The organism is Streptomyces sp. NPDC044061, assembly GCF_056434305.1.
In genome coordinates this window covers 234,685-253,332 of sequence record NZ_JBWKFL010000005.1, presented here as the reverse complement: position 1 = coordinate 253,332, position 18,648 = coordinate 234,685, and the positions used below count along the sequence as shown (strand labels likewise).

Below are 18,648 nucleotides of genomic sequence, written 5' to 3'. Positions count from 1 at the left end.
CCCCGGCGGCCGTGACCTAATAGACCCCAAGATCCACTACCTTCGGTGGTACACGGCTCAACTAGTGCCAACTATCCCTCTTTTGTGCCAACTAAAAATCTTCGTCACAAACGGGTCACCGCCGCACCCGGGGCATCCCCAGCCCGATCCACGAGATGATCTCGCGCTGGATCTCGTTGTTGCCGCCACCGAAGGTGAAGATGACCGCCGAGCGGTAGCCGCGTTCCAGTTCGCCGTGGAGCACCGCGCCCGCCGAGCCCTCCTTCAGCGGGCCCGCGGCGGCGACGGCCTCCATGAGCCAGGCGTAGGCGTCCCGGCGCGCCTCGCTGCCGTAGACCTTGACGGCGGAGGCGTCCTGCGGGGTGAGCGTGCCGTCCTGGACGGCCGACACCATCTGCCAGTTGAGGAGCTTCATCGCGTCGAGCCGGGTGTGGGTCCGGGCGAGCAGACGGCGCACCCAGGGCAGGTCGACCACCCGGCGGCCGTCGGCGAGCTTGGTCTCCATCGCCCAGCGCTGCACGTCGTGCAGGGCGCGGATCGCCATGGTGCCGTGGGCGGCGAGCGTGACGCGTTCGTGGTTGAGCTGGTTGGTGATGAGCCGCCAGCCCTGGTTCTCCTCGCCGACGCGCCGGGATACGGGGACCCGGATGTTCTCGTAGTAGCTGGCGGTGGTGTCGTGCGAGGCGAGGGTGTTGATGAGGGTGCAGGAGTAGCCCGGGTCGGAGGTCGGCACCAGGAGCATGGTGATGCCCTTGTGCGGCGGAGCCCCGGGGTCGGTGCGCACGGCGAGCCAGACCCAGTCCGCGGTGTCGCCGTTGGTGGTCCAGATCTTCTGTCCGTTGACGACGTACTGGTCGCCCTCGCGTACGGCACGTGTCTTCAGGGACGCGAGATCCGTGCCCGCCTCGGGCTCGCTGTAGCCGATCGCGAAGTCGATCTCGCCGGAGAGGATGCGCGGCAGGAAGTACGCCTTCTGCTCGTCCGTGCCGAACCGCATGAGCGTCGGGCCGACCGTGTTCAGCGCCATCAGGGGCAGCGGTACACCGGCCTGCGCGGCCTCGTCGAAGAAGATGAACTGCTCCATGGCCGTCATTCCGCGCCCGCCGTACTCCTCGGGCCAGCCCACGCCGAGCCAGCCGTCCGCGCCGAGCCGCCGGATGGTCTCGCGGTAGAACCGCTTCTGTGCTGCCGGGTCGGTGTACCGCGCGTAGGCGCCCGCGGGCACCAGCTCGGCGAAGTAGGCGCGCAGTTCGCTGCGCAGCCGCTGCTGCTCGGGCGTGTGGTCGAGGTGCACGGCGCCTCCAGGGTCCCCAAGGGCGGTCCTGACGGCGCACACCGTAGAACGTGTTTCAGAAATAGGGAATGGCGTGCCGGGGATCGGTTCAGCTCAGCGTCGCCACGAAGTCCGTGCACGCCTCCGCGCAGGAGCGACAGGACTCCGCGGCCGATTCGGCGCCGGGCTGCGCGTCGAAGCCGTGCGCGCAGTCGAGGCAGACCGAGCGGCACCACTCCAGCTGGATTCTGATTCCCTCTTCGTCCTGACGGTTCTGCTCGGACAGCATCCGGCAGGTGGCGTCGCACACCTCGGCACACATGATGCCCAGCCGGCGCACGCGCTCCTGGCGCTCGGTGCCGTCCGGGTCCAGGAGGCTCGCCCGCACGGCACAGGCTCTGGCGCACTCCGTGCACGCCTGGGCGCAGGTAAACCGGTCCTCCAGGAACCTGTAGAGCTGCTGCGGTGAAGTCGACGATGTCACACCGGGCGGGTAGCCGGGCGGGGAGACCGCAAACACCTGCACGGGCCGCAGTCGCCGGGCGAAACAGAAGGGGTGGGAGGCGACACCGCACACGGGTCGCGGACTGTGGAGCTCCGGCAACCCAAGGTGTCCGGTTCGTCCACGTCTGGGTTGGGTATTCCTGTCCTATGAGTACCGCACAGACGCAGCTGGCCGCGGCGAGCGGCCTCATGAGCCTCGTGCTCTTCCTGGTGGCCGTTGCCGTGCTGGCGCTCCTCGCCGGCGGCTTCTGGATGAACTCCCGCATCAAGTACCGCGAACCCCCTCGCCCCCGCCCCGAGGAGCAGCCGCACCTGCCACCGGACGGTGCGGTACGCGAGATCAAGGAGAACAGGGAACCCTCCGAGGTCCCGTTCGTCGAGAAGGGCGGCCACGCGCTCACCCCGTACGAGCTGTCCAACATGCACACCAGGCCGAGCGACTCGAAGGAGCGCCCGCGCTGGAGCAAGGGATCGAGCGGCTCGTTCGGCGGCGGCGGGCTGGGCGCCCACTGACTCCGGACCCGAGACCCGAAGACCACACCCTTTCCTCCGGCCGCGTCGGCCGCCGTACGGCTCTAGGAGAGGTTTTTCCTGGGGGCGTCGAGGCGGCCGACGCGGGCCACGTTCTTCAGATCCTCCGGGTCCTGGCTCGGTTCCGCCGCGAACCAGGCGTCGAGGATCTCCGACAGGACCGGTGCCGAGGTGAGCCGCAGGCTGAGGGCCAGCACGTTGGCGTCGTTCCAGCGGCGCGCGCCCTCGGCCGTACCGGCGTCCGTGCACAGGGCCGCGCGGATGCCCGGCACCTTGTTCGCGGCGATGGAGGCGCCGGTGCCGGTCCAGCAGCACACGACCGCCTGATCGGCCGCGCCCCCGGCGACGTCCCGGGCGGCCGCCTCGGAGCAGACCGCCCACTGCGGGTCGGCGCCGGGCCGCAGCGCGCCGTGCTCCCGCACCTCGTGGCCGCGCCGGCGCAGCTCCTCGACGAGGAGGCGGGCCACGGGTTCGTCCATGTCGGAGGAGACGGAGATCCGCATGGTCCGGAGCCTAGCCCGTCCGGCACCGGGCGCGAAGCGGCGGCCCGTACGGCACCGGGCACGAAGCAGCCCCGGGGGGGTCGGTCACGCCTCCGGGGCCGACGGCTGAGCGGTTCGCTGATCAGGGATGGTCGGGCTGCCGCGGATGGGGCACGCGCCGGGGCCCCTCCGGGTGGTGCTCGTTCCCTGCGGGGTCCGGGTTCCCCGGTGGGCGGGAGTGACGCACACCCGGGGCCCATGCGGCGCGGGATCGACGAGACGTGTCCGGTCGGCGTGGGATTCAGGAGCCGTGTCCGCCCAGCGTGCTGTGCAGGTGCTCCAGCGCGTCCGGGAGCACCGAGCGGTGGTACCAGCTCAGCCAGGCCGCCGCGTCGGCGGCCAGCAGGTCGAAGGCCTCGGCCTGTGCGGCGGTCGGCTCGTGTCCGGCGTCCGGCCAGTGCAGGGTGATCACGCCGATGCAGGATCCGCCGGAAGTGACGACGGGCAGGCTCTGGAGCGCACGGACGCCGGTGGCCAGCAGGGCGCGCCTGCCGTCGGCGGAAAGCAGCGGGTCCTCGGCCACGTCGGGTACGCCCACGCGGCGTCCCGCGCTGCGGGCGGCCGCGTCGGCCGTGCCCTCGTCCCGGCCGCGTGCGACGAGGTCGAGGAGCCTGTCGTCGCAGCCGTGGTGGGTCTCCAGCGTCAGGGCGTTCACCGCGGGATCGACGAGCCGGACGTATCCGGTGGGGGCCCGTCCGACGGCCAGGGCCTCGCGCAGTGCGGCGTCGATCATCTGCCGCCGGCAGCGCGGGTCCCGGCCGCCGCGGGCGAGGATCCGCAGCGGCGGGACGAGCAGGGGGCGACGGCCGGGGAACCACACCGCGCCGTCCGGGGGCCGGGCCGCCACCACGGCGGACACCAGCACCCGCAGCGGCACGTTGAACCGCTGGGAGGCCTCGCGCAGCACGTGGAAGGCGCTGCCGGAGTCGGGCAGGCCGTAGCGGGCCATGAGCATGCCCTGGGCCATGCCGATCACGGGTGCGGTGCGCATCCGTGCCCGCAGGGCGTGGACCTCCTTGTGCAGGTCCTCGTACGACGGCCGCAGCGGGTCCGTGATCTGCGAGCGCCAGGCGGGCAGGTCCTCGACCGCGGACGCGACCCGCGCCATCTCCCTGAGCGCGTCGTCGAACGTGGCGAAGAGCCGTACGCCGCCGAGCCGGGCCAGGTGCACCGCCTCGCGTACGCCGGGGCGGGCCCGCACGACGATCAGCTCCGGGTGTCCGGCGCGGGACCGGGTCGCCTCGCTGAGGGTGCGCAGCACGGCGGTGCCGCCCAGCTGTGCATGGCCCATGTCGAGGACGGGACGCAGTCCGGCGCGGTCGGCCTCTTCCAGGTGACCGCGCAGCTCGTCCGACCACGCCTCGGCCCCCCGGGGGTCCAGGCTGCCGGACATCCGCAACAGCAGGACGCTCCCGACGGGCAGGCCCTCGACGAGGTGCGACTCGATGACGAGGGGGGCCGGCGCGGCCGGGTCGGAAGAGATTTTCATGGCATCACCACAAAGGACGTCACGGAGAACTCGTTCGGCCTGTTCCCGACCTTGGACCACCTTGCACGCTCGGTGGCCTGCCATCAGCCGGACGGCTTCGCGCTCCGACGGCGGGTCCCCCGGCTCCCTCGGCTCATCCGACGCGGCGCCGTGCGGGCGACGTCCTGCGGACGCTGTCCGGTGCGGCCCGGCCGGTGTTCCGGCTCCGGCGGTCCTGGACCTGTTCAGTGGACATGCGCCACCACCGCTGCGGTCCGCACCGGACGGGTGCGGGCCTGCCGCAGCTGCGTCAGGCAGGCAGCGGCGTCCACCTAGGGGCCGCCGGTGAGCACCACGTGGTGTCCGGTCGCACGCAGGCACCGTACGACCGCCGGGCGGACGGCCTCCGCGGCGGTGGGCAGCAGGCGGACCCGGCGTCGTAGGGCACGTCCGCCATGAGGGTGCCGTCGCGGTCGAACAGGGCGGCGCGGACGGGCGGCCGGCCGGTGCTCACTCGGCGCTTCCCAGGGGGACGGCCTTGCGGTGGCGGACGGCTCCGCGCAGCCAGTGCCGGACGGCGAGCGGGGGGATGAGCACGCTGGTGCCGAGCATGCCGGCGATCTCCCGGACGGTACGGGGGCCGGGCCGGATGCGGGCGAGGGCGAACTCGGCGGTGCCTAGGGTCCACACGGCCGCGCAGGCGGTGGCGGCCCGGCGGCGGCCCGCCAGGGCACAGGCGGCCGCCGCGAGCGCCGCACCGGTCACCGCCAGGTGCCGCGGCAGCCGTCCCCGCGGTGCCTGGGCACGGCTCCACCAGTCGCGTCCGTGCAGCCGGCTCATCAGGGCGTCATCGGCGTTGCCACGCTGGGCGGGCAGCGAGGCCCACCAGTGCGCGGCTCGTACCGGGTGCCGGGTGACGCGGGTGCCGCGGTGCAGGGTCCAGCCCGCGCGCTCGACGCGCAGGGCGAGGTCGGCGTCCTCCCGGAAGGCCCTGGGGAAGCGCTCGTCGAAGCCGCCGACCAGAGTGAGCGCGGCGGTCCGGTACGCCATGTCGGCGGTGGCCCAGGCCGCGTTCTCCAGCCCCTTGGTGGTGCGCTCCCAGTCGGTGGGCCGGCGGTCCAGGGGCAGGGGGACACGCAGCCGCCCCTGGATGCCGCCGACCTCCTGGCCGGCCGCCCGCAGATCCTCGGCGAGCCTGCGGGACCAGTCCGGCAGCACCTGGACGTCGTCGTCGAGGAAGACCGTCCAAGGGGTCCGCACGGTGCGCCAGCCTGCGTTGCGGGCCGCGGCGGGGCCCTTGCCCCCGGTGCGCAGGGTCCGTACCCGGTCGAGCAGGATCGCTGCCGCCTCCAGCGGCAGGTCGCCCTCGGTGTCGGGCCGGTCGTCGACCACGATCACCTCGTGCGGCGGGTGTCCCCCGGCCCCGGCCAGGGCACGCAGGCACTCGGCGAGGCACGGGCGGCCGACGGTCGGGACGACGACGGTGTACGCGGGTGCGGGCGTCATATGAAGGCCTTTCCGCCGAAGGCCGCGCCCCGCCGGATCGCGAACGGGCCGAGGACCAGCAGGTCGACGGGGGCGGAGCCGAAGCACTCCAGGGCGTCACGGGGATCGTCCACCATGGGCCGCCCGGCGGTGTGCGGGCTGGTGTCGACCACCACCGGCAGGCCGGTCCGCCGCTCGAGCGCGGGGTCGTAGGAGCAGGCGACGGCGTCCAGGTCGGCGGGGGTCGGGCCGGCCTGCTCCAGGCGCCGGCGGGCCGAGCGCTCGGGCAGTTCCCAGGCGGAGAAGGGGACGGGCCGCTTGCCGTGCTTGCGACGGGAGAACCGTTCTTCCTCCGCCGCCACCACGACCTTGCCGTCCGCGAGGAGGGCCGCGGCGGGGTCGTGGAAGAGTGCGTTGATACCGAGGACGTGCATGCGCTGTCTCCAGTGCGGCGGAGGGACGAGTGGTCAGGACCGCGCGGCCGGCTCACCGTCCGGCGGCAGGGCGGCGAAGTAGGCGATGGTCTGCTTCAGTCCCTCCTCCCAGGGCACCTGCGGCCGCCAGCCGAGCAGTTCGCGCGCCAGGCTGGTGTCGGGGCGGCGCCGGCAGGGGTCGTCGACGGGCCGGTCGATGAAGACGATCGGCGAGCGGGAGCCGGTCAGCGCGACCACGCGGCGGGCGAGGTCGGCCATGGTGATCTCGTCGGCGCCGCCGATGTTGACGGGCCGCACGGACCGGCGGGCGGCCACCCTCAGCACGCCGTCGACGGTGTCGTCCACGTAGCACAGGGAGCGGGTCTGGCTGCCGTCACCGGTGACGGTCACCGGTTCACCGGCGAGGGCCTGGCTGATGAAGGTGGGCACGGCACGACCGTCGTGCGCGCGCATGCGCGGTCCGTAGGTGTTGAACAACCGGACGATCCCGGCGTCGGTGCCGTGGGCCGCGGCGTGCGCGGTGACGAGCGCCTCGGCGAACCGCTTGGACTCGTCGTACACGCTGCGCGGGCCCACGGGGTTCACGTTGCCCCAGTAGCCCTCGTACTGGGGATGCACGAGCGGGTCGCCGTACACCTCGGAGGTGGAGGCGAGCAGGAGACGCGCGCGGTCACGTGCCGCCATCGTCAGGGCGTTGCGGGTTCCGAGGCTCCCCGCGTCCAGGGTCTCCAGGGGCAGCCTCAGATAGTCGGCGGGCGACGCGGGGCAGGCGAAGTGCAGGACGAGGTCGTAGGGGCCCGTCAGTTGCTCCGGGCAGGCGGGTGCGGTGACGTCGCAGTGTACGTACCGGAAGCCGGGCCTGCCCTCCAGGTGGGCGATGTTCTCGCGTCGCCCGCAGACCAGGTTGTCCGCGCAGTCGACTTCGGCGCCCGATTCCAGCAACCGCTCGCACAGATGAGAACCCAGGAAGCCCGCGCCGCCGGTCACGACGGCACGCCGCCAGGGGACCGCAAGGGTTTCACCAGTCATGGGGGGCCTTTTCCTTCGTCCGCGTCGGCCACCTGGCCGCGCGCCCGGAAAATGCTCCTGCCAGGGCACTTCGGCGCATGCCGACGTAGGACCGACGTCGTCGTCGGCTCGCGGAGGGACAGACGCTGATGGATGACGACAGGGCCCGGGTCCCCGCTGATCCGGAGGACCGCCCTGTCGGCCGCCGCCGGCTGGACGGCACTGGCACCAGTGTTCCCGTGCCGGTTGCTTTCACACGTTGATTCTTATTGTCAGGAATGCCGGGTTCGCCCGCGACTTCGGTCACCGTGCGCAACGACGGAGGCGCGCGGAGTGGGCCCCGGTCGAGGCGGGCCGGACGGCGGCGGCCCGCCACTCGACGCGGTGACGAGGCACCCGTGGGCCGTGTAGCGCGCCCGGGACGGGGCACTCGGCGCGACGACCGGCCGTCGGGCACTGGCGGCCGCCGCACGTCCGAGGAGGTAAGGACATGGGTCACGGCGGAAACGTCATCCAGGAACTGACGACCGATCACCGCGAGGTCGAGGAGATCTTCGGCCGCATCGAGGCGCTGCCGCCCGGCTCCAAGCAACGCAAGGTACTGGCCGACCAGGCCACGATCGAACTGGTGCGCCACTCGGTGGCCGAGGAAGCCTACCTGTACCCGGCCGTGCGCAAGCACCTGACGGGCGGGGACGCCCTGGCGGACAAGGAGCTCGAGGACCACGCCGAGGCCGAGCAGATCATGAAGGACCTGGAGGGTCTGGAGGCGGACGACCCCCAGTTCGACACCCTCATGACCCGGCTGATGAGCGAGATCCGGTCCCATCTGACGGACGAGGAGGAGAACCTCTTCCCCATGCTGCAGTCGGCCTGCTCGCCGGAGGCGCTGGACGACCTCGGCGACAAGGTGCGCCGTGCGAAGAAGACCGCGCCGACCCGGCCGCACCCCACGGCTCCGGACAAGCCCCCGGCCAACAAGATGCTGGCACCGGGTGTCGGGCTGGTCGACCGGCTGCGGGACGCGATGTCGGGGCGTGGCAAGGAGAGCTGAGGCAGACACCGGGGCGCTCGGGGACACCGCGATCCGGGGTCGTCCGACCTCCGGGGGTGATCCGAGCGCGGACCTTCCGGCCTCGGGCGGGCGCCGGAAGATCCGCGCTCGGCGGCCTTCGGTGTCGACGCGACGGACGTGGGCGGCCGTTCGCGGTGCCGCCGTGGGGGGGGGGGGGGGGGGGGGGGGGGGGGGGGGGGGGGGGGGGGGGGGGGGGGGGGGGGGGGGGGGGGGGTGTGGGGGGGGGGGGAGTCCCCCCCCCCCCCCCCCCCCCCCCCCCCCCCCCCCCCCCCCCCCCCCCCCCCACGACGGGATCTTCGGCGGTCCCTCAGAGCCACGGGGTCACGCGGTCGCCGGACGGGCCGCGACGGACGGCACGGCGCAGCAGGCGGAAGGCCTGCAGCAAGGTCAGCGGCCACAGCACGGCGAAGCACCACAGCAGCGCGGGGTCCGAGGTGCGGATGCCCATGACGGCCACGAACGCGGACGCGAGTACCAGCAGCAGGACCGCCACCGGCAGCCACATGCGCCGGTGGGTCCGGGCCGTGCGCTGCGCCGAGCGCATCCGGTGCACCAGCCGGCGGTCCTTGCGCAGGTCCGCCTCGATCAGCAGCAGCGCGACGCGCTCGCGCGGCGAGAGCCGTACGTCGTCGGGAATCTCCCACTCGTCCACGGAAACGGCACCTCCTCCGGCCGCCCGGCGGCCTCCGTGCTCCCCTCACCCGGACGACCGAGTTCCCCGCCACGACCCCGCCGAAGCGGCCCTGCCGTCCCCGGCGCTTCTTCGCCGACTGCCGGAAAGCGGCGGACAACTGCCCTGCCGGGCACGTCAGTCTCGGCGGAATGAAGATGGCCGGTGGGACGGTCCTGAACTGCTGGAAAGCACCGTGGACGCGGCGGTGCGCCGCCACAGGACCGGCTCCGCGCCGGTCCTGTGGCGGTGGATGCGCGAGGACTGTGCACCGCCGCGGCCGAAGACCGCCAGGAAGCTGCACCTGCGGTGCACATGACCTTGGCTGCCGCAAGGCCGATACTGAGGAGCAGGACCCCGTCCGGCTGTCCTCAAGCACCGACTTGACCAGGGAAAACGCAGGTCAGAGACGCACTCATAGGCTTCTTAGGAGACACAGATGAGGATGCTGATCAACGTCCCGGAAACCGTCGTGGCGGATGCGCTGCGGGGTGTCGCGGCCGCGCATCCGGACCTGACCGTGGACGTGGAGAACCGGGTGATCGTCCGCCGGGACGCCCCCGTGGCCGGGCAGGTCGCGCTCGTCTCGGGCGGCGGGTCGGGACACGAGCCGCTGCACGGGGGGTTCGTCGGGCCGGGCATGCTCTCGGCCGCCTGCCCCGGAGAGGTGTTCACCTCGCCGGTGCCGGACCAGATGGCCCGGGCCGCGGCCGCCGTCGACAGCGGGGCCGGTGTGCTGTTCGTCGTGAAGAACTACACCGGCGACGTGCTCAACTTCGACATGGCCGCCGAACTCGCCGAGGACGAGGGCATCCAGGTCGCGAAGGTGCTCGTCAACGATGACGTCGCGGTCACCGACAGCCTGTACACGGCAGGCCGGCGCGGCACCGGGGCGACCCTGTTCGTGGAGAAGATCGCGGGTGCCGCCGCGGCCGAGGGCCAGCCGCTGGAGCGGGTGGAGTCCATCGGGCGCCAGGTGAACGAGAACGCCCGCAGCTTCGGTGTCGCGCTGAGCGCCGTCACCACGCCCGCCAAGGGCACCCCGACCTTCGACCTGCCCTCCGGGGAGCTCGAGTTGGGCATCGGCATCCACGGCGAGCCGGGCCGGGAACGGCGGGCGATGATGACCTCCGGGGAGATCGCCGACTTCGCGGTGCACGCCATCCTGGAGGACATGACCCCGCGCAACCCCGTGCTCGTCCTGGTCAACGGCATGGGCGCCACCCCGCTGCTGGAGCTGTACGGCTTCAACGCCGAGGTGCAGCGGGTGCTCGGGGAGCGCGGTGTGGCCGTCGCCCGCACCCTGGTCGGCAACTACGTCACCTCCCTCGACATGGCGGGCGCCTCCGTCACGCTGTGCCAGGTCGACGAGGAGCTGCTGCGGCTGTGGGACGCGCCGGTGAAGACCCCGGCGTTGCGCTGGGGGATGTGATACGGCGGAGTAAGCGGCCAACGTCCCTACCACGCAAGGAGATCAAGTGCTCGACGCCGATTTCTTCCGCCGTTGGATGACGGCGACCGCCGCGTCCGTCGACCGGGAGGCGGAACGGCTCACCGCCCTCGACTCGGCCATCGGGGACGCCGACCACGGCAGCAATCTGCAGCGTGGGTTCACGGCCGTCATGGCCGTCATGGAGAAGGACGCGCCGCAGACCCCGGGTGCCGTGCTGACCCTGGCCGGACGCCAGCTGATCTCGACGGTCGGCGGGGCGTCCGGACCGCTGTACGGCACCCTGCTGCGCCGGGCCGGCAAGGCGCTCGGGGAGGACGCGGAGGTCAGCCAGGCGCAACTGGCCGAGGCGCTCAGGGCGGGCGTGGACGGGGTGATGGCGCTCGGCGGCGCGGCGCCCGGCGACAAGACCATGATCGACGCCCTGGTCCCGGCCGTGGACGCGCTCGCCGACGGCTTCGCGGCGGCGCGGTCGGCCGCCGAGGAGGGCGCGGTGGCCACCACCCCGCTGCAGGCCCGCAAGGGGCGGGCCAGCTATCTCGGCGCGCGCAGCATCGGCCACCAGGATCCGGGCGCCACGTCCTCGGCGCTGCTGATCGCCGCGCTCGAAGAAGCGGCCGGGGGAGCCTGAGGTGAGCGGCGAGAAGGTGGTCGGGATCGTACTGGTGTCGCACAGCGCGGAGGTCGCCGCCTCCGTCGCCGAACTGGCGAAAGGCCTGGCGGGCGGGGCCCCGTCGGTGCCGGTCGCCCCGGCGGGCGGCACCGAGGGCGGCGGGCTCGGCACCAGCGCCGAGCTGATCTCCGCCGCGGCGGCCGCCGTGGACCGGGGCGTGGGAGTGGCCGTGCTCACCGATCTCGGCAGCGCCGTGCTCACCGTGAAGGCGCTGATCGCCGAGGGCGACGAACTCCCGGACGGCTCACGGCTGGTGGACGCGCCGTTCGTCGAGGGCGCGGTGGCCGCCGTCGTCACGGCGGCCACGGGTGCCGACATCGACGCGGTGGAGGCGGCGGCCGTGGAGGCCTTCGGCTACCGGAAGGTGTGAGCGACCGTCCAGGGGGCTCCGCCGTCCCCTGGCCCCCCTCAGTGGACCCCGACGAACCGCCGGGCCAGCCGTTCGCCCTCCGCCACCGTGGCGCGGTGGTTCTCGATGGGGGTGGCCCGCGAGTCTCTGAAGACGATGTAGGTGACGCCGGAGGCGACTCCCCCGCGCAGGGGGTCGGCCCGGATGCCGAGGGCCCGGGCGGTGGCGTAGGAGGCCTCGCCGATGATCCCGCGCGGGCCGGTGTCGCCGACGACCGCGTACCGCACCCGACCCCGGTAGATGACGGCCGCCACGGAGCCGCCACGGATGCCCTGCGCACGGTGGTCCCAGATGTGGCTCGGGGCGGGGATCACGATGTAGGGCAGGGTCTCGGCGTTCAGGTGGCGGCCGTCGGACTGCTGGTAGGCGGTGGCGGCGGTGAAGAGCGGGTCGGTGCGGCTGTTGCAGCGGGCGCTCGGACGTCCGTCGCAGTCGATGTCCAGGTCCGCCTTCCAGAACACCGCCTTGCGGGTGCCGCAGACCCGGACGGTCGCCCGGCCTTCGTCGTCGGTGCTGTACCGGCCCCGGGAGACCTGGGCGCAGTCGCGCACCCGGTCCAGCAGGTCGGCGGCTGTCACGTTGCCCTTGCCTCGGCCCACAGGCCCCTCCCGGGGTGGCACGGCGGCGGCGGGAAGCGTCGTCGGGGCGAGCAAGGCGGCACCGGCCACGGCCAGTGTCAGCGACTGGACACGCACTCTGAGGGACCCTCTCCTCGGGAACATTCCGGTCACAATGCGCACATTTGATACCGGTCTGCGAGCACAAACCACTCGTATGGGGCCGGATGGAGCACCCTTCTGACACCTTGTGAGAAGGCAACAGGGGCCGGGGACCTGAGCCGGCGTCGGCTCAGACTCCCCGGCCACCCGCGTCGGCGCGGGTTCGGCGACGACAGCGTTTCCGCGCCTCGGGCATGAACTTCCCTGTTTTTCACGGGAGTTCACCTCATAGGGAGACCTCAGCATACGTACCCCCCCGCCCGGTCACCAGCGCGGCCCCCTTGCTGTGGCCGCACGGACCGGGTCATATTGGTCCGGACCTTTGCCGTGATGCCGTCCCCTGGGAGGCAGAGCCGTGCGACGCGTTTCCCTCCGGCCCCTGCTGGCCTGCGGCGCCCTTGTCCTGGTCGCGTCCTGCGGCTGGAGCGGTGCGGCCGACGACGGCGACGGCCGGGCACCCGGCGCTCCGACGGGCGTCACCGCCGCGGCCGGCAGCGCCACCAGCGTGCACGTGATGTGGAACGCGGTGGCGGACGGCCCCGGGATCCGCACCTATGAGGTGTATCGCGGCTCCACGAGAGTCATGGAAGTGCCAGGGTCCCAGCACATGGTGGACGTCATCAGGCTCAGGCCGTCCACCCTGTATGCCTTCACCGTGCGGGCGCGGGACACGGACGGCCGCCTCGGGCCGCCGAGCCACGAGGTACGGGCCAGGACGCCTGCGGTCGTGGCGGCGGACCGCTCGGCGCCGACCCGCCCGTCGCGGCCTGCCGGGCGGGCGATCGGCAGCCGGGCGGTCCAGCTGTCGTGGGGTGCCTCCCGGGACGACCGGGGCGTGGTGTCGTACGACGTCCGGCAGGGCGGCGTGAAGATCCACAGCGTGGGCGGGAACGAGACCGCGACCGTGGTCACCGGGCTGCGTCCGGGCACCCGGTACGTCTTCACCGTGCGGGCGCGGGACGCGGCCGACAACCTCTCACCCGCGAGCGCGCCGGTCCGGCTCGGCACTCCGGGCACCGACGACGGCCGGGACACCGCACCGACCGGTTTCACCGCCTCCACCCACCGGTCCGCCGGGGCGTACTACATCGACCTGTCCTGGGATCCGCCCCGCGTGGACGGGGTGATCACCGAATACCAGATCCGGCTCGACGGCACCACGGCCGCCTCCCTGGTGTGGGGCGGTGATCCGCCGCGTGGCCGGGCCCACTACAGCTTCTACGTCGGGCGGGACGCGGGTGCCGGGCACCGGGTGCGGCTGCGGGCGCGGCTGCCCGACGGCACCTGGGGCGGCTTCTCCGCCGAGCGGACGGTGACCACGACCGCGGGCGGCTGACGCCCGGGCGGAGCGGGCGTCGACCGCGCTCCGGCCCGCACCGGAGGGATCGGGTCGTTCACCCGATCAGGCGCGGTCCACATGCGGCGCGATCCCGGAGGACGTTTGCTGCCGTTGAGGCAGCACGGACGTTTCCCGACCCTCGGCGGCGCATGGGACGTACCGCCAACCGTGCCGCCGGAGGGAAGCCAATGCGTATCTCCCGACTCCTCCTCCGCTCCGGCCTGACCCTGGCGGCCGCCGCCGCTCTGCCGGCTTCGATCGCCGGACCGTCGACCGCGGCCTCGGGCATCTCGGTGAGCACCACCGGGTCCACGGTCTCGGTCGTCACCAGTTCATGCACCCAGACCAACGGCAGCTGGGGCAACGCCTCACTCCTGGGCAGCCGGCAGGGGTCCTTCGCACAGGGCCGGCAGGTCGCCCTGTCGGGTACGACCATCAGCCAGTCCGCGGCCTGGTCCGGAGTGAGCCCGGGTACGTACACGGTCGTCGTGATGTGCTCCAACGGCAGGACCGCGGGCACCCAGTCCGTCATCGTCTCGGCCCCCGCCGCCCCCACCGCCCCCACGATCTCGTCGACCTCCACGCCCGCGCCCTCGCGGGGCGTGATGGGCGGCCTCGGCGGTGCGGCCCGCGACTACGGCGCGCTCACCCTGGGCGTCGGCGCGGCCCTGGTGGGCTCCGGTGTCATCGCCGCGGCCTGGTTCCTGCGCCGCCGCTCGAAGCCGTACCGGCTCTGAGGCGACGCCGACGGGCCGGGAGCCGAGGCGGCCGCGTCCGTCAGCCGGACGTGCCGTCCGCCGGTTCCGGCTCCTGCGCCGACGGCTGGACGGGCAGGCCGGCGAACTCCTTCAGGGCGTGGGTGAGCCACTGGGTCCAGAAGGTCTCCAGGTCGATGCCCGCACGCAGGACCAGATGGCGCAGGCGGTCCTGCGGGGCGTTTCGGTCCGGCGGGAAGTCACGCCGCTCGATCTCCTCGTACTCGGCCAACTGCCGCCGGTGCAGCTCCAGATGGCGGCGCAGGTCGGCCTCCAGGCCCGCTGTGCCGACCACCGCGGCGGCACGCAGCCGCAGCAGGAGGACGTCCCGCTGCGGCTTGGGGTCCTGGGCGGCGGCCGCCCAGCGGGCCAGTTCGGCGCGGCCCGCGGGCAGGACCTCGTAGCTCTTCTTCTGCCCGCGGGCCGGCTGCTCGGCCGGCAGGGCGCGGATGTGGCCCTCGGCCTCCAGCCTCCCCAGCTCGCGGTAGATCTGCTGGTGCGTCGCCGACCAGAAGTAGCCGATCGACCTGTCGAACCGGCGGGTCAGCTCCAGACCCGACGACGGCTTCTCCAGCAGGGCGGTGAGGATGGCGTGCGGGAGTGACATGGACTCATCCTAGGGACGCGCGCACGGCCCCTACAGGGCCGCCGCCAGCTCGGTGCCCTGCTTGATGGCCCGCTTGGCGTCCAGCTCGGCCGCGACGTCGGCGCCGCCGATCAGATGGGCGCTGCGACCGGCGGCGACCAGCTCCTCGTACAGGTCGCGGCGCGGCTCCTGGCCGGTGCAGAGCACGACGGTGTCCACCTCGAGGACCGTGCTCTCGTCGCCGACGGTGATGTGCAGGCCCGCGTCGTCGATCCGGTCGTAGCGGACGCCCGGGACCATGGTGACGCCGCGGTGCTTCAGCTCGGTGCGGTGGATCCAGCCGGTGGTCTTGCCGAGTCCCGCGCCGACCTTGCTGGTCTTGCGCTGGAGCAGGTGGACCGTGCGCGGCGGGGCGGGCCGGCGCGGTGCGGCGAGGCCGCCCGGTGCCGCGTAGTCCATGTCGACGCCCCAGTGGCGGAAGTACGTCTCCGGGTCCTCGCTCGCCTTGTCGCCGCCGTCGGTGAGGAACTCGGCGACGTCGAAGCCGATGCCGCCGGCGCCGAGGACGGCCACCCGGTCGCCGACAGGGGCGCCGTCGCGCAGGACGTCGAGGTAGCCGAGGACGCGGGGGTGGTCGGCACCGGGGAGCTCGGGGGTGCGCGGGGTGACGCCGGTGGCGACGACGACCTCGTCGAAGTCGGTCAGGTCGGCGGAGGTGACCCAGGTGTCGAGGCGTACGTCGACGCCGTGCTCGTCGAGCTGGTGGCGGAAGTAGCGCAGCGTCTCGTCGAACTCCTGCTTACCGGGGACCTTGCGGGCCACGTTCAGCTGGCCGCCGATCTCGCTCGCGGCGTCGAACAGAGTGACCTGGTGGCCGCGTTCGGCCGCGCTGACGGCGCAGGCGAGTCCAGCCGGACCTGCGCCCACGACCGCGACGCGCTTGCGCAGCCGGGTCGGGGAGAGCACCAGCTCCGTCTCGTGGCAGGCGCGTGGGTTGACCAGGCAGGAGGTGATCTGCCCGCTGAAGGTGTGGTCCAGGCAGGCCTGGTTGCACCCGATGCAGGTGTTGATGGCCTCCGGCCTGCCCGCGGCGGCCTTGGCGACGAAGTCGGGGTCGGCGAGCATCGGGCGGGCCATGGACACCATGTCGGCGTGGCCCTCCGCGAGCAACTGCTCGGCCAGTTCCGGGGTGTTGATGCGATTGGTGGTCACCAGCGGCACGGACACCGCGCCCATGAGCTTCTTGGTGACCCAGGTGTAGGCGCCGCGCGGCACGGAGGTGGCGATGGTGGGGATACGGGCCTCGTGCCAGCCGATGCCGGTGTTGATGATCGTCGCCCCGGCGGCCTCGACGGCCTTGGCGAGGGTCACGACCTCCTCGAGGGAGGAGCCGCCCGGGACCAGGTCCAGCATGGACAGCCGGTAGACGATGATGAAGTCCTCACCGACGGCCTCGCGCACGCGCCGGACGATCTCGACGGGGAAGCGCATCCGGTTCTCGTAGGAGCCGCCCCAGCGGTCCGCGCGGCGGTTGGTCTGCGCGGCGATGAACTCGTTGATGAGGTAGCCCTCGGAGCCCATGATCTCGACGCCGTCGTAGCCGGCCTGCCGGGCGAGGCGGGCGGCGCGGGCGTAGTCGTCGATGGTCCGCTCGACGTCGGCGTCGGTGAGTTCACGGGGCACGAAGGGGCTGATCGGAGCCTGCAGCGCGCTCGGCGCCACGAGGTCCTGGTGATAGGCGTACCGGCCGAAGTGCAGGACCTGCATCGCGATCCGGCCGCCCTCGCGGTGCACGGCCTCGGTGACGGTCCGGTGCTGCTCGGCCTCGGCCTCGGTGGTGAGCTTGGCGCCGCCCTCGTACGGCCGGCCCTCCTCGTTGGGCGCGATGCCGCCGGTGACGATCAGCCCGACTCCCCCGCGCGCGCGGGCCGCGTAGAACGCCGCCATCCGCTCGAAGCCGCGCTCGGCCTCCTCCAGACCGACGTGCATGGAGCCCATGAGCACGCGGTTGGGCAGCGTGGTGAATCCCAGGTCGAGCGGGGACATCAGGTGCGGGTAACGGCTCATCGGGCCCTCCGTGCAGGGTGCGGTCGCCTCTTGTTGTAGAGGAAGCGCACCACGTTTTGCAACTAGTTGCATAAACGCTGGCACGTGAGCCCGGCCACTCTGTAACTGCTGGTTCATTGCGGGCGCAGTACGCCCCGGCCGGGCAGGGAGCCGGCCGGGGCGTCGCTGTGGTCGGTGCCGCCCTCAGCGGCTTTCCAGGCGCAGGTGCAGGTCCCGCTCCTGGTCGCCGGAGGCCGTGCACGTCTCCTCGACGGCGAACATCGAGTCCAGGGTGGTGCGGAACCGGTCCACGGCCCAGTAACTTCCCTGGACGTCCGCGAGGATGGACGAGTCGAGATGGACCGGTGCACAGCTCCCCTCAAGGGCGTCCGCGACGTCGTACGTGCCGAGCCACACCATCGGACGGACCTCGTGGAGCTGCTGCGGCACTTCTTCGGGGGCCCGGTCCGAGGTGAAGCAGCTGTTCAGCGCGTCGAAGACGACGCGGGCGTCCTCCTTGGAGCCGCTGATCTCCACCGAGACGGTTTCCTGGTGCGACCCCTCCGGGTTCCTCATGATCGCTCCTTTCGTGGCCGCGCTGCGGTGGAACGGGGGTACCCCGCCGAACCGCGTCCACCCTCAGGAAAACACCACCGGCCGATGAGCACACCTCAGCTGTGCGAGAACTTGTACGTCTTGCTGTCGGTGAGCACGCAGAAGCCCGGCGACACGACGATGACGCGCAGGATGCCGGACCGGCGGTCGTAGTCGATGCCCTCCACCTCGAAGGTGCCCGAGCAGGAGCTGCGCAGCGGCAGCTGGCGCAGGGCGGTGACATGGCCGTTCACGTCCGACGTGCCGTTCGGTGCGGCCGAGAGGTCGATCCGCAGCAGCGGCTTGGTGATGCCGAAGAGGGAGCCCTCCGGGTCGTCCGAGGAGCACAGCAGGGTCGTCGGGCCGGAGAAGTCACAGCCCTGGACGTCGCGCACGGCGTGGTCGAGCCGGACCGTGGACGCCTGCGGGAGGTTCGCCGAGGGCGAGGTGGCCGGGTTGACGCCCGGCGTCGGAAAGACCAGCAGGCGGTTCATCGTGCCCCACTCGCCCGACAGCATCCACTGACCGTCGGGCGAGATCGCGTCCCAGGAGTTGTTCAGCGCTTCGCCGGCGCTCAGCGTGTGCACGTACTCCGTCCAGGTGCCGTCCGGCGCCTGGACGCGGAACATCTTCGCGTTGCCCGAGTCCCGCTGGTAGGGCTCGATGTAGTGGCCGTCGTAGGAGGCGTCGGGGTCGCCGACGTGGTTCCAGCCGCGGCTGGAGACGCCGACTGGGATGGTGCCGATGCCGGTGTACCGGTTGGGGCTGTTCGCCGGGACCTCCACCGAGGTCAGGCCCTGGCTCTCGGTCAGCGGGTCGGCGCGGTCCGAGCCCGTCTCGGTCCAGGTGTCGGCGGCGGAGGCCGGGGCGGACGCGGAGAGCGACACGACGGCGGCGGTGGCCAGGGTGACGAGCGCGGTGAGGGCTGAGTGACAACGTTGCCGGGCGGGCGCGGGCATGGCCGACTCCTCGGGCGGGGGGGTGGGGACACTCGGTCGGCGGACAGTCTGGCCGTGTCGACTGGTCATGTACAGACCAATGGAGCAACATGAGCGTGAACTCTCACGGCCCCCGGGACGCTTCCGCG

General features: G+C 72.7%; 19 protein-coding genes and 1 pseudogene. 7 read left to right on the top strand and 13 right to left on the bottom strand.

Features of this window, described 5'->3' with window-relative positions; all coding sequences use genetic code 11:
* Positions 1-115: 115 nt before the first annotated feature.
* Positions 116-1,294, bottom strand: coding sequence for an acyl-CoA dehydrogenase family protein (locus AC07CM_RS10570; RefSeq protein WP_478875965.1), 1,179 nt, complete (start codon positions 1,292-1,294; stop codon positions 116-118).
* A gap of 88 nt (positions 1,295-1,382) precedes the next feature.
* Positions 1,383-1,757: a four-helix bundle copper-binding protein gene (locus tag AC07CM_RS10565; RefSeq protein WP_478875964.1), complete on the bottom strand. Its 375-nt coding sequence runs from the start codon at positions 1,755-1,757 to the stop codon at positions 1,383-1,385.
* Positions 1,758-1,924: 167 nt separating this feature from the next.
* On the opposite strand from AC07CM_RS10565, the gene AC07CM_RS10560 reads away from it, so the two are divergent.
* Positions 1,925-2,290 (top strand): DUF6479 family protein, encoded by a 366-nt coding sequence (locus AC07CM_RS10560; RefSeq protein ID WP_478875963.1) that lies wholly within the window; start codon positions 1,925-1,927, stop codon positions 2,288-2,290.
* 62 nt (positions 2,291-2,352) lie between these two features.
* Here the strand turns inward: AC07CM_RS10560 and AC07CM_RS10555 are convergent, their stop codons facing one another.
* The 5 genes and pseudogenes from AC07CM_RS10555 to AC07CM_RS10535 all read right to left on the bottom strand — a co-directional run bounded on the left by AC07CM_RS10555 (position 2,353) and on the right by AC07CM_RS10535 (position 7,266).
* Positions 2,353-2,811, bottom strand: a complete 459-nt coding sequence (locus AC07CM_RS10555) for an RpiB/LacA/LacB family sugar-phosphate isomerase (RefSeq protein ID WP_478875962.1) — start codon at positions 2,809-2,811, stop codon at positions 2,353-2,355.
* Between the two features lie 280 nt (positions 2,812-3,091).
* Positions 3,092-4,339 carry an ANTAR domain-containing protein gene (locus tag AC07CM_RS10550; protein WP_478875961.1) on the bottom strand — a complete coding sequence of 416 codons (1,248 nt, stop codon included), beginning with the start codon at positions 4,337-4,339 and terminating at the stop codon, positions 3,092-3,094.
* 489 nt (positions 4,340-4,828) lie between these two features.
* Entirely contained in the window at positions 4,829-5,824 is a 996-nt protein-coding gene (locus AC07CM_RS10545; RefSeq protein ID WP_478875960.1) for a glycosyltransferase family 2 protein, read from the bottom strand.
* An 89-nt stretch (positions 5,825-5,913) separates the two neighbouring features.
* Positions 5,914-6,237 (bottom strand): annotated as a pseudogene (locus AC07CM_RS10540) (carbamoyltransferase N-terminal domain-containing protein); the annotation flags it as partial.
* 33 nt (positions 6,238-6,270) lie between these two features.
* Entirely contained in the window at positions 6,271-7,266 is a 996-nt protein-coding gene (locus AC07CM_RS10535; RefSeq protein ID WP_478875959.1) for an NAD-dependent epimerase/dehydratase family protein, read from the bottom strand.
* 469 nt (positions 7,267-7,735) lie between these two features.
* On the opposite strand from AC07CM_RS10535, the gene AC07CM_RS10530 reads away from it, so the two are divergent.
* The gene (locus tag AC07CM_RS10530) at positions 7,736-8,299 is read left to right on the top strand and encodes a hemerythrin domain-containing protein (RefSeq protein ID WP_478875958.1); all 564 of its coding nucleotides are present in this window, start codon (positions 7,736-7,738) and stop codon (positions 8,297-8,299) included.
* A 328-nt stretch (positions 8,300-8,627) separates the two neighbouring features.
* On the opposite strand, the gene AC07CM_RS10525 is transcribed toward AC07CM_RS10530, so the two are convergent.
* Complete coding sequence (locus AC07CM_RS10525; RefSeq protein WP_478875957.1) at positions 8,628-8,972, bottom strand: DUF3040 domain-containing protein; 345 nt, start codon at positions 8,970-8,972, stop codon at positions 8,628-8,630.
* A 457-nt stretch (positions 8,973-9,429) separates the two neighbouring features.
* On the opposite strand from AC07CM_RS10525, the gene dhaK reads away from it, so the two are divergent.
* The 3 genes from dhaK to AC07CM_RS10510 are packed head-to-tail and all read left to right on the top strand — an operon-like array spanning position 9,430 to position 11,483.
* Positions 9,430-10,422 (top strand): dihydroxyacetone kinase subunit DhaK, encoded by a 993-nt coding sequence (dhaK, locus tag AC07CM_RS10520; RefSeq protein WP_478875956.1) that lies wholly within the window; start codon positions 9,430-9,432, stop codon positions 10,420-10,422.
* A gap of 46 nt (positions 10,423-10,468) precedes the next feature.
* Positions 10,469-11,071, top strand: coding sequence for a dihydroxyacetone kinase subunit DhaL (gene dhaL / locus AC07CM_RS10515; RefSeq protein ID WP_478875955.1), 603 nt, complete (start codon positions 10,469-10,471; stop codon positions 11,069-11,071).
* Position 11,072: 1 nt separating this feature from the next.
* Positions 11,073-11,483 carry a PTS-dependent dihydroxyacetone kinase phosphotransferase subunit DhaM gene (locus AC07CM_RS10510; protein WP_478875954.1) on the top strand — a complete coding sequence of 137 codons (411 nt, stop codon included), beginning with the start codon at positions 11,073-11,075 and terminating at the stop codon, positions 11,481-11,483.
* A gap of 38 nt (positions 11,484-11,521) precedes the next feature.
* On the opposite strand, the gene AC07CM_RS10505 is transcribed toward AC07CM_RS10510, so the two are convergent.
* Positions 11,522-12,217, bottom strand: coding sequence for a glycoside hydrolase family 75 protein (locus tag AC07CM_RS10505; RefSeq protein WP_478875953.1), 696 nt, complete (start codon positions 12,215-12,217; stop codon positions 11,522-11,524).
* A 379-nt stretch (positions 12,218-12,596) separates the two neighbouring features.
* Here AC07CM_RS10505 and AC07CM_RS10500 point away from each other — a divergent pair, with 379 nt between their 5' ends.
* Together AC07CM_RS10500 and AC07CM_RS10495 are read left to right on the top strand one after the other, a co-directional pair.
* Entirely contained in the window at positions 12,597-13,577 is a 981-nt protein-coding gene (locus AC07CM_RS10500; RefSeq protein ID WP_478875952.1) for a fibronectin type III domain-containing protein, read from the top strand.
* Positions 13,578-13,768: 191 nt separating this feature from the next.
* On the top strand, positions 13,769-14,317 hold the full coding sequence (locus AC07CM_RS10495; RefSeq protein ID WP_478875951.1) for a hypothetical protein: 549 nt from the start codon (positions 13,769-13,771) through the stop codon (positions 14,315-14,317).
* A gap of 40 nt (positions 14,318-14,357) precedes the next feature.
* On the opposite strand, the gene AC07CM_RS10490 is transcribed toward AC07CM_RS10495, so the two are convergent.
* From AC07CM_RS10490 to AC07CM_RS10475, 4 genes are all read right to left on the bottom strand, one after another.
* Complete coding sequence (locus tag AC07CM_RS10490) at positions 14,358-14,942, bottom strand: PadR family transcriptional regulator (RefSeq protein ID WP_478875950.1); 585 nt, start codon at positions 14,940-14,942, stop codon at positions 14,358-14,360.
* Between the two features lie 30 nt (positions 14,943-14,972).
* Entirely contained in the window at positions 14,973-16,988 is a 2,016-nt protein-coding gene (locus AC07CM_RS10485) for an FAD-dependent oxidoreductase (protein ID WP_478875949.1), read from the bottom strand.
* Positions 16,989-17,171: 183 nt separating this feature from the next.
* Positions 17,172-17,543, bottom strand: coding sequence for a hypothetical protein (locus AC07CM_RS10480; protein WP_478875948.1), 372 nt, complete (start codon positions 17,541-17,543; stop codon positions 17,172-17,174).
* A 95-nt stretch (positions 17,544-17,638) separates the two neighbouring features.
* Positions 17,639-18,520, bottom strand: coding sequence for a hypothetical protein (locus tag AC07CM_RS10475; RefSeq protein WP_478875947.1), 882 nt, complete (start codon positions 18,518-18,520; stop codon positions 17,639-17,641).
* Between the last annotated feature and the right edge of the window lie 128 nt (positions 18,521-18,648).

What these genes read in the sequence shown, in the direction of transcription:
- AC07CM_RS10560 (WP_478875963.1), top strand. Translation starts at nt 1,925, where the DNA reads ATGAGTACCGCACAGACGCAGCTGGCCGCGGCGAGCGGCCTCATGAGC.
- AC07CM_RS10555 (WP_478875962.1), bottom strand. Translation starts at nt 2,811, where the DNA reads ATGCGGATCTCCGTCTCCTCCGACATGGACGAACCCGTGGCCCGCCTC.
- AC07CM_RS10550 (WP_478875961.1), bottom strand. Translation starts at nt 4,339, where the DNA reads ATGAAAATCTCTTCCGACCCGGCCGCGCCGGCCCCCCTCGTCATCGAG.
- AC07CM_RS10545 (WP_478875960.1), bottom strand. Translation starts at nt 5,824, where the DNA reads ATGACGCCCGCACCCGCGTACACCGTCGTCGTCCCGACCGTCGGCCGC.
- AC07CM_RS10535 (WP_478875959.1), bottom strand. Translation starts at nt 7,266, where the DNA reads ATGACTGGTGAAACCCTTGCGGTCCCCTGGCGGCGTGCCGTCGTGACC.
- AC07CM_RS10530 (WP_478875958.1), top strand. Translation starts at nt 7,736, where the DNA reads ATGGGTCACGGCGGAAACGTCATCCAGGAACTGACGACCGATCACCGC.
- dhaK (WP_478875956.1), top strand. Translation starts at nt 9,430, where the DNA reads ATGAGGATGCTGATCAACGTCCCGGAAACCGTCGTGGCGGATGCGCTG.
- AC07CM_RS10495 (WP_478875951.1), top strand. Translation starts at nt 13,769, where the DNA reads ATGCGTATCTCCCGACTCCTCCTCCGCTCCGGCCTGACCCTGGCGGCC.
- AC07CM_RS10490 (WP_478875950.1), bottom strand. Translation starts at nt 14,942, where the DNA reads ATGTCACTCCCGCACGCCATCCTCACCGCCCTGCTGGAGAAGCCGTCG.
- AC07CM_RS10485 (WP_478875949.1), bottom strand. Translation starts at nt 16,988, where the DNA reads ATGAGCCGTTACCCGCACCTGATGTCCCCGCTCGACCTGGGATTCACC.
- AC07CM_RS10480 (WP_478875948.1), bottom strand. Translation starts at nt 17,543, where the DNA reads ATGAGGAACCCGGAGGGGTCGCACCAGGAAACCGTCTCGGTGGAGATC.
- AC07CM_RS10475 (WP_478875947.1), bottom strand. Translation starts at nt 18,520, where the DNA reads ATGCCCGCGCCCGCCCGGCAACGTTGTCACTCAGCCCTCACCGCGCTC.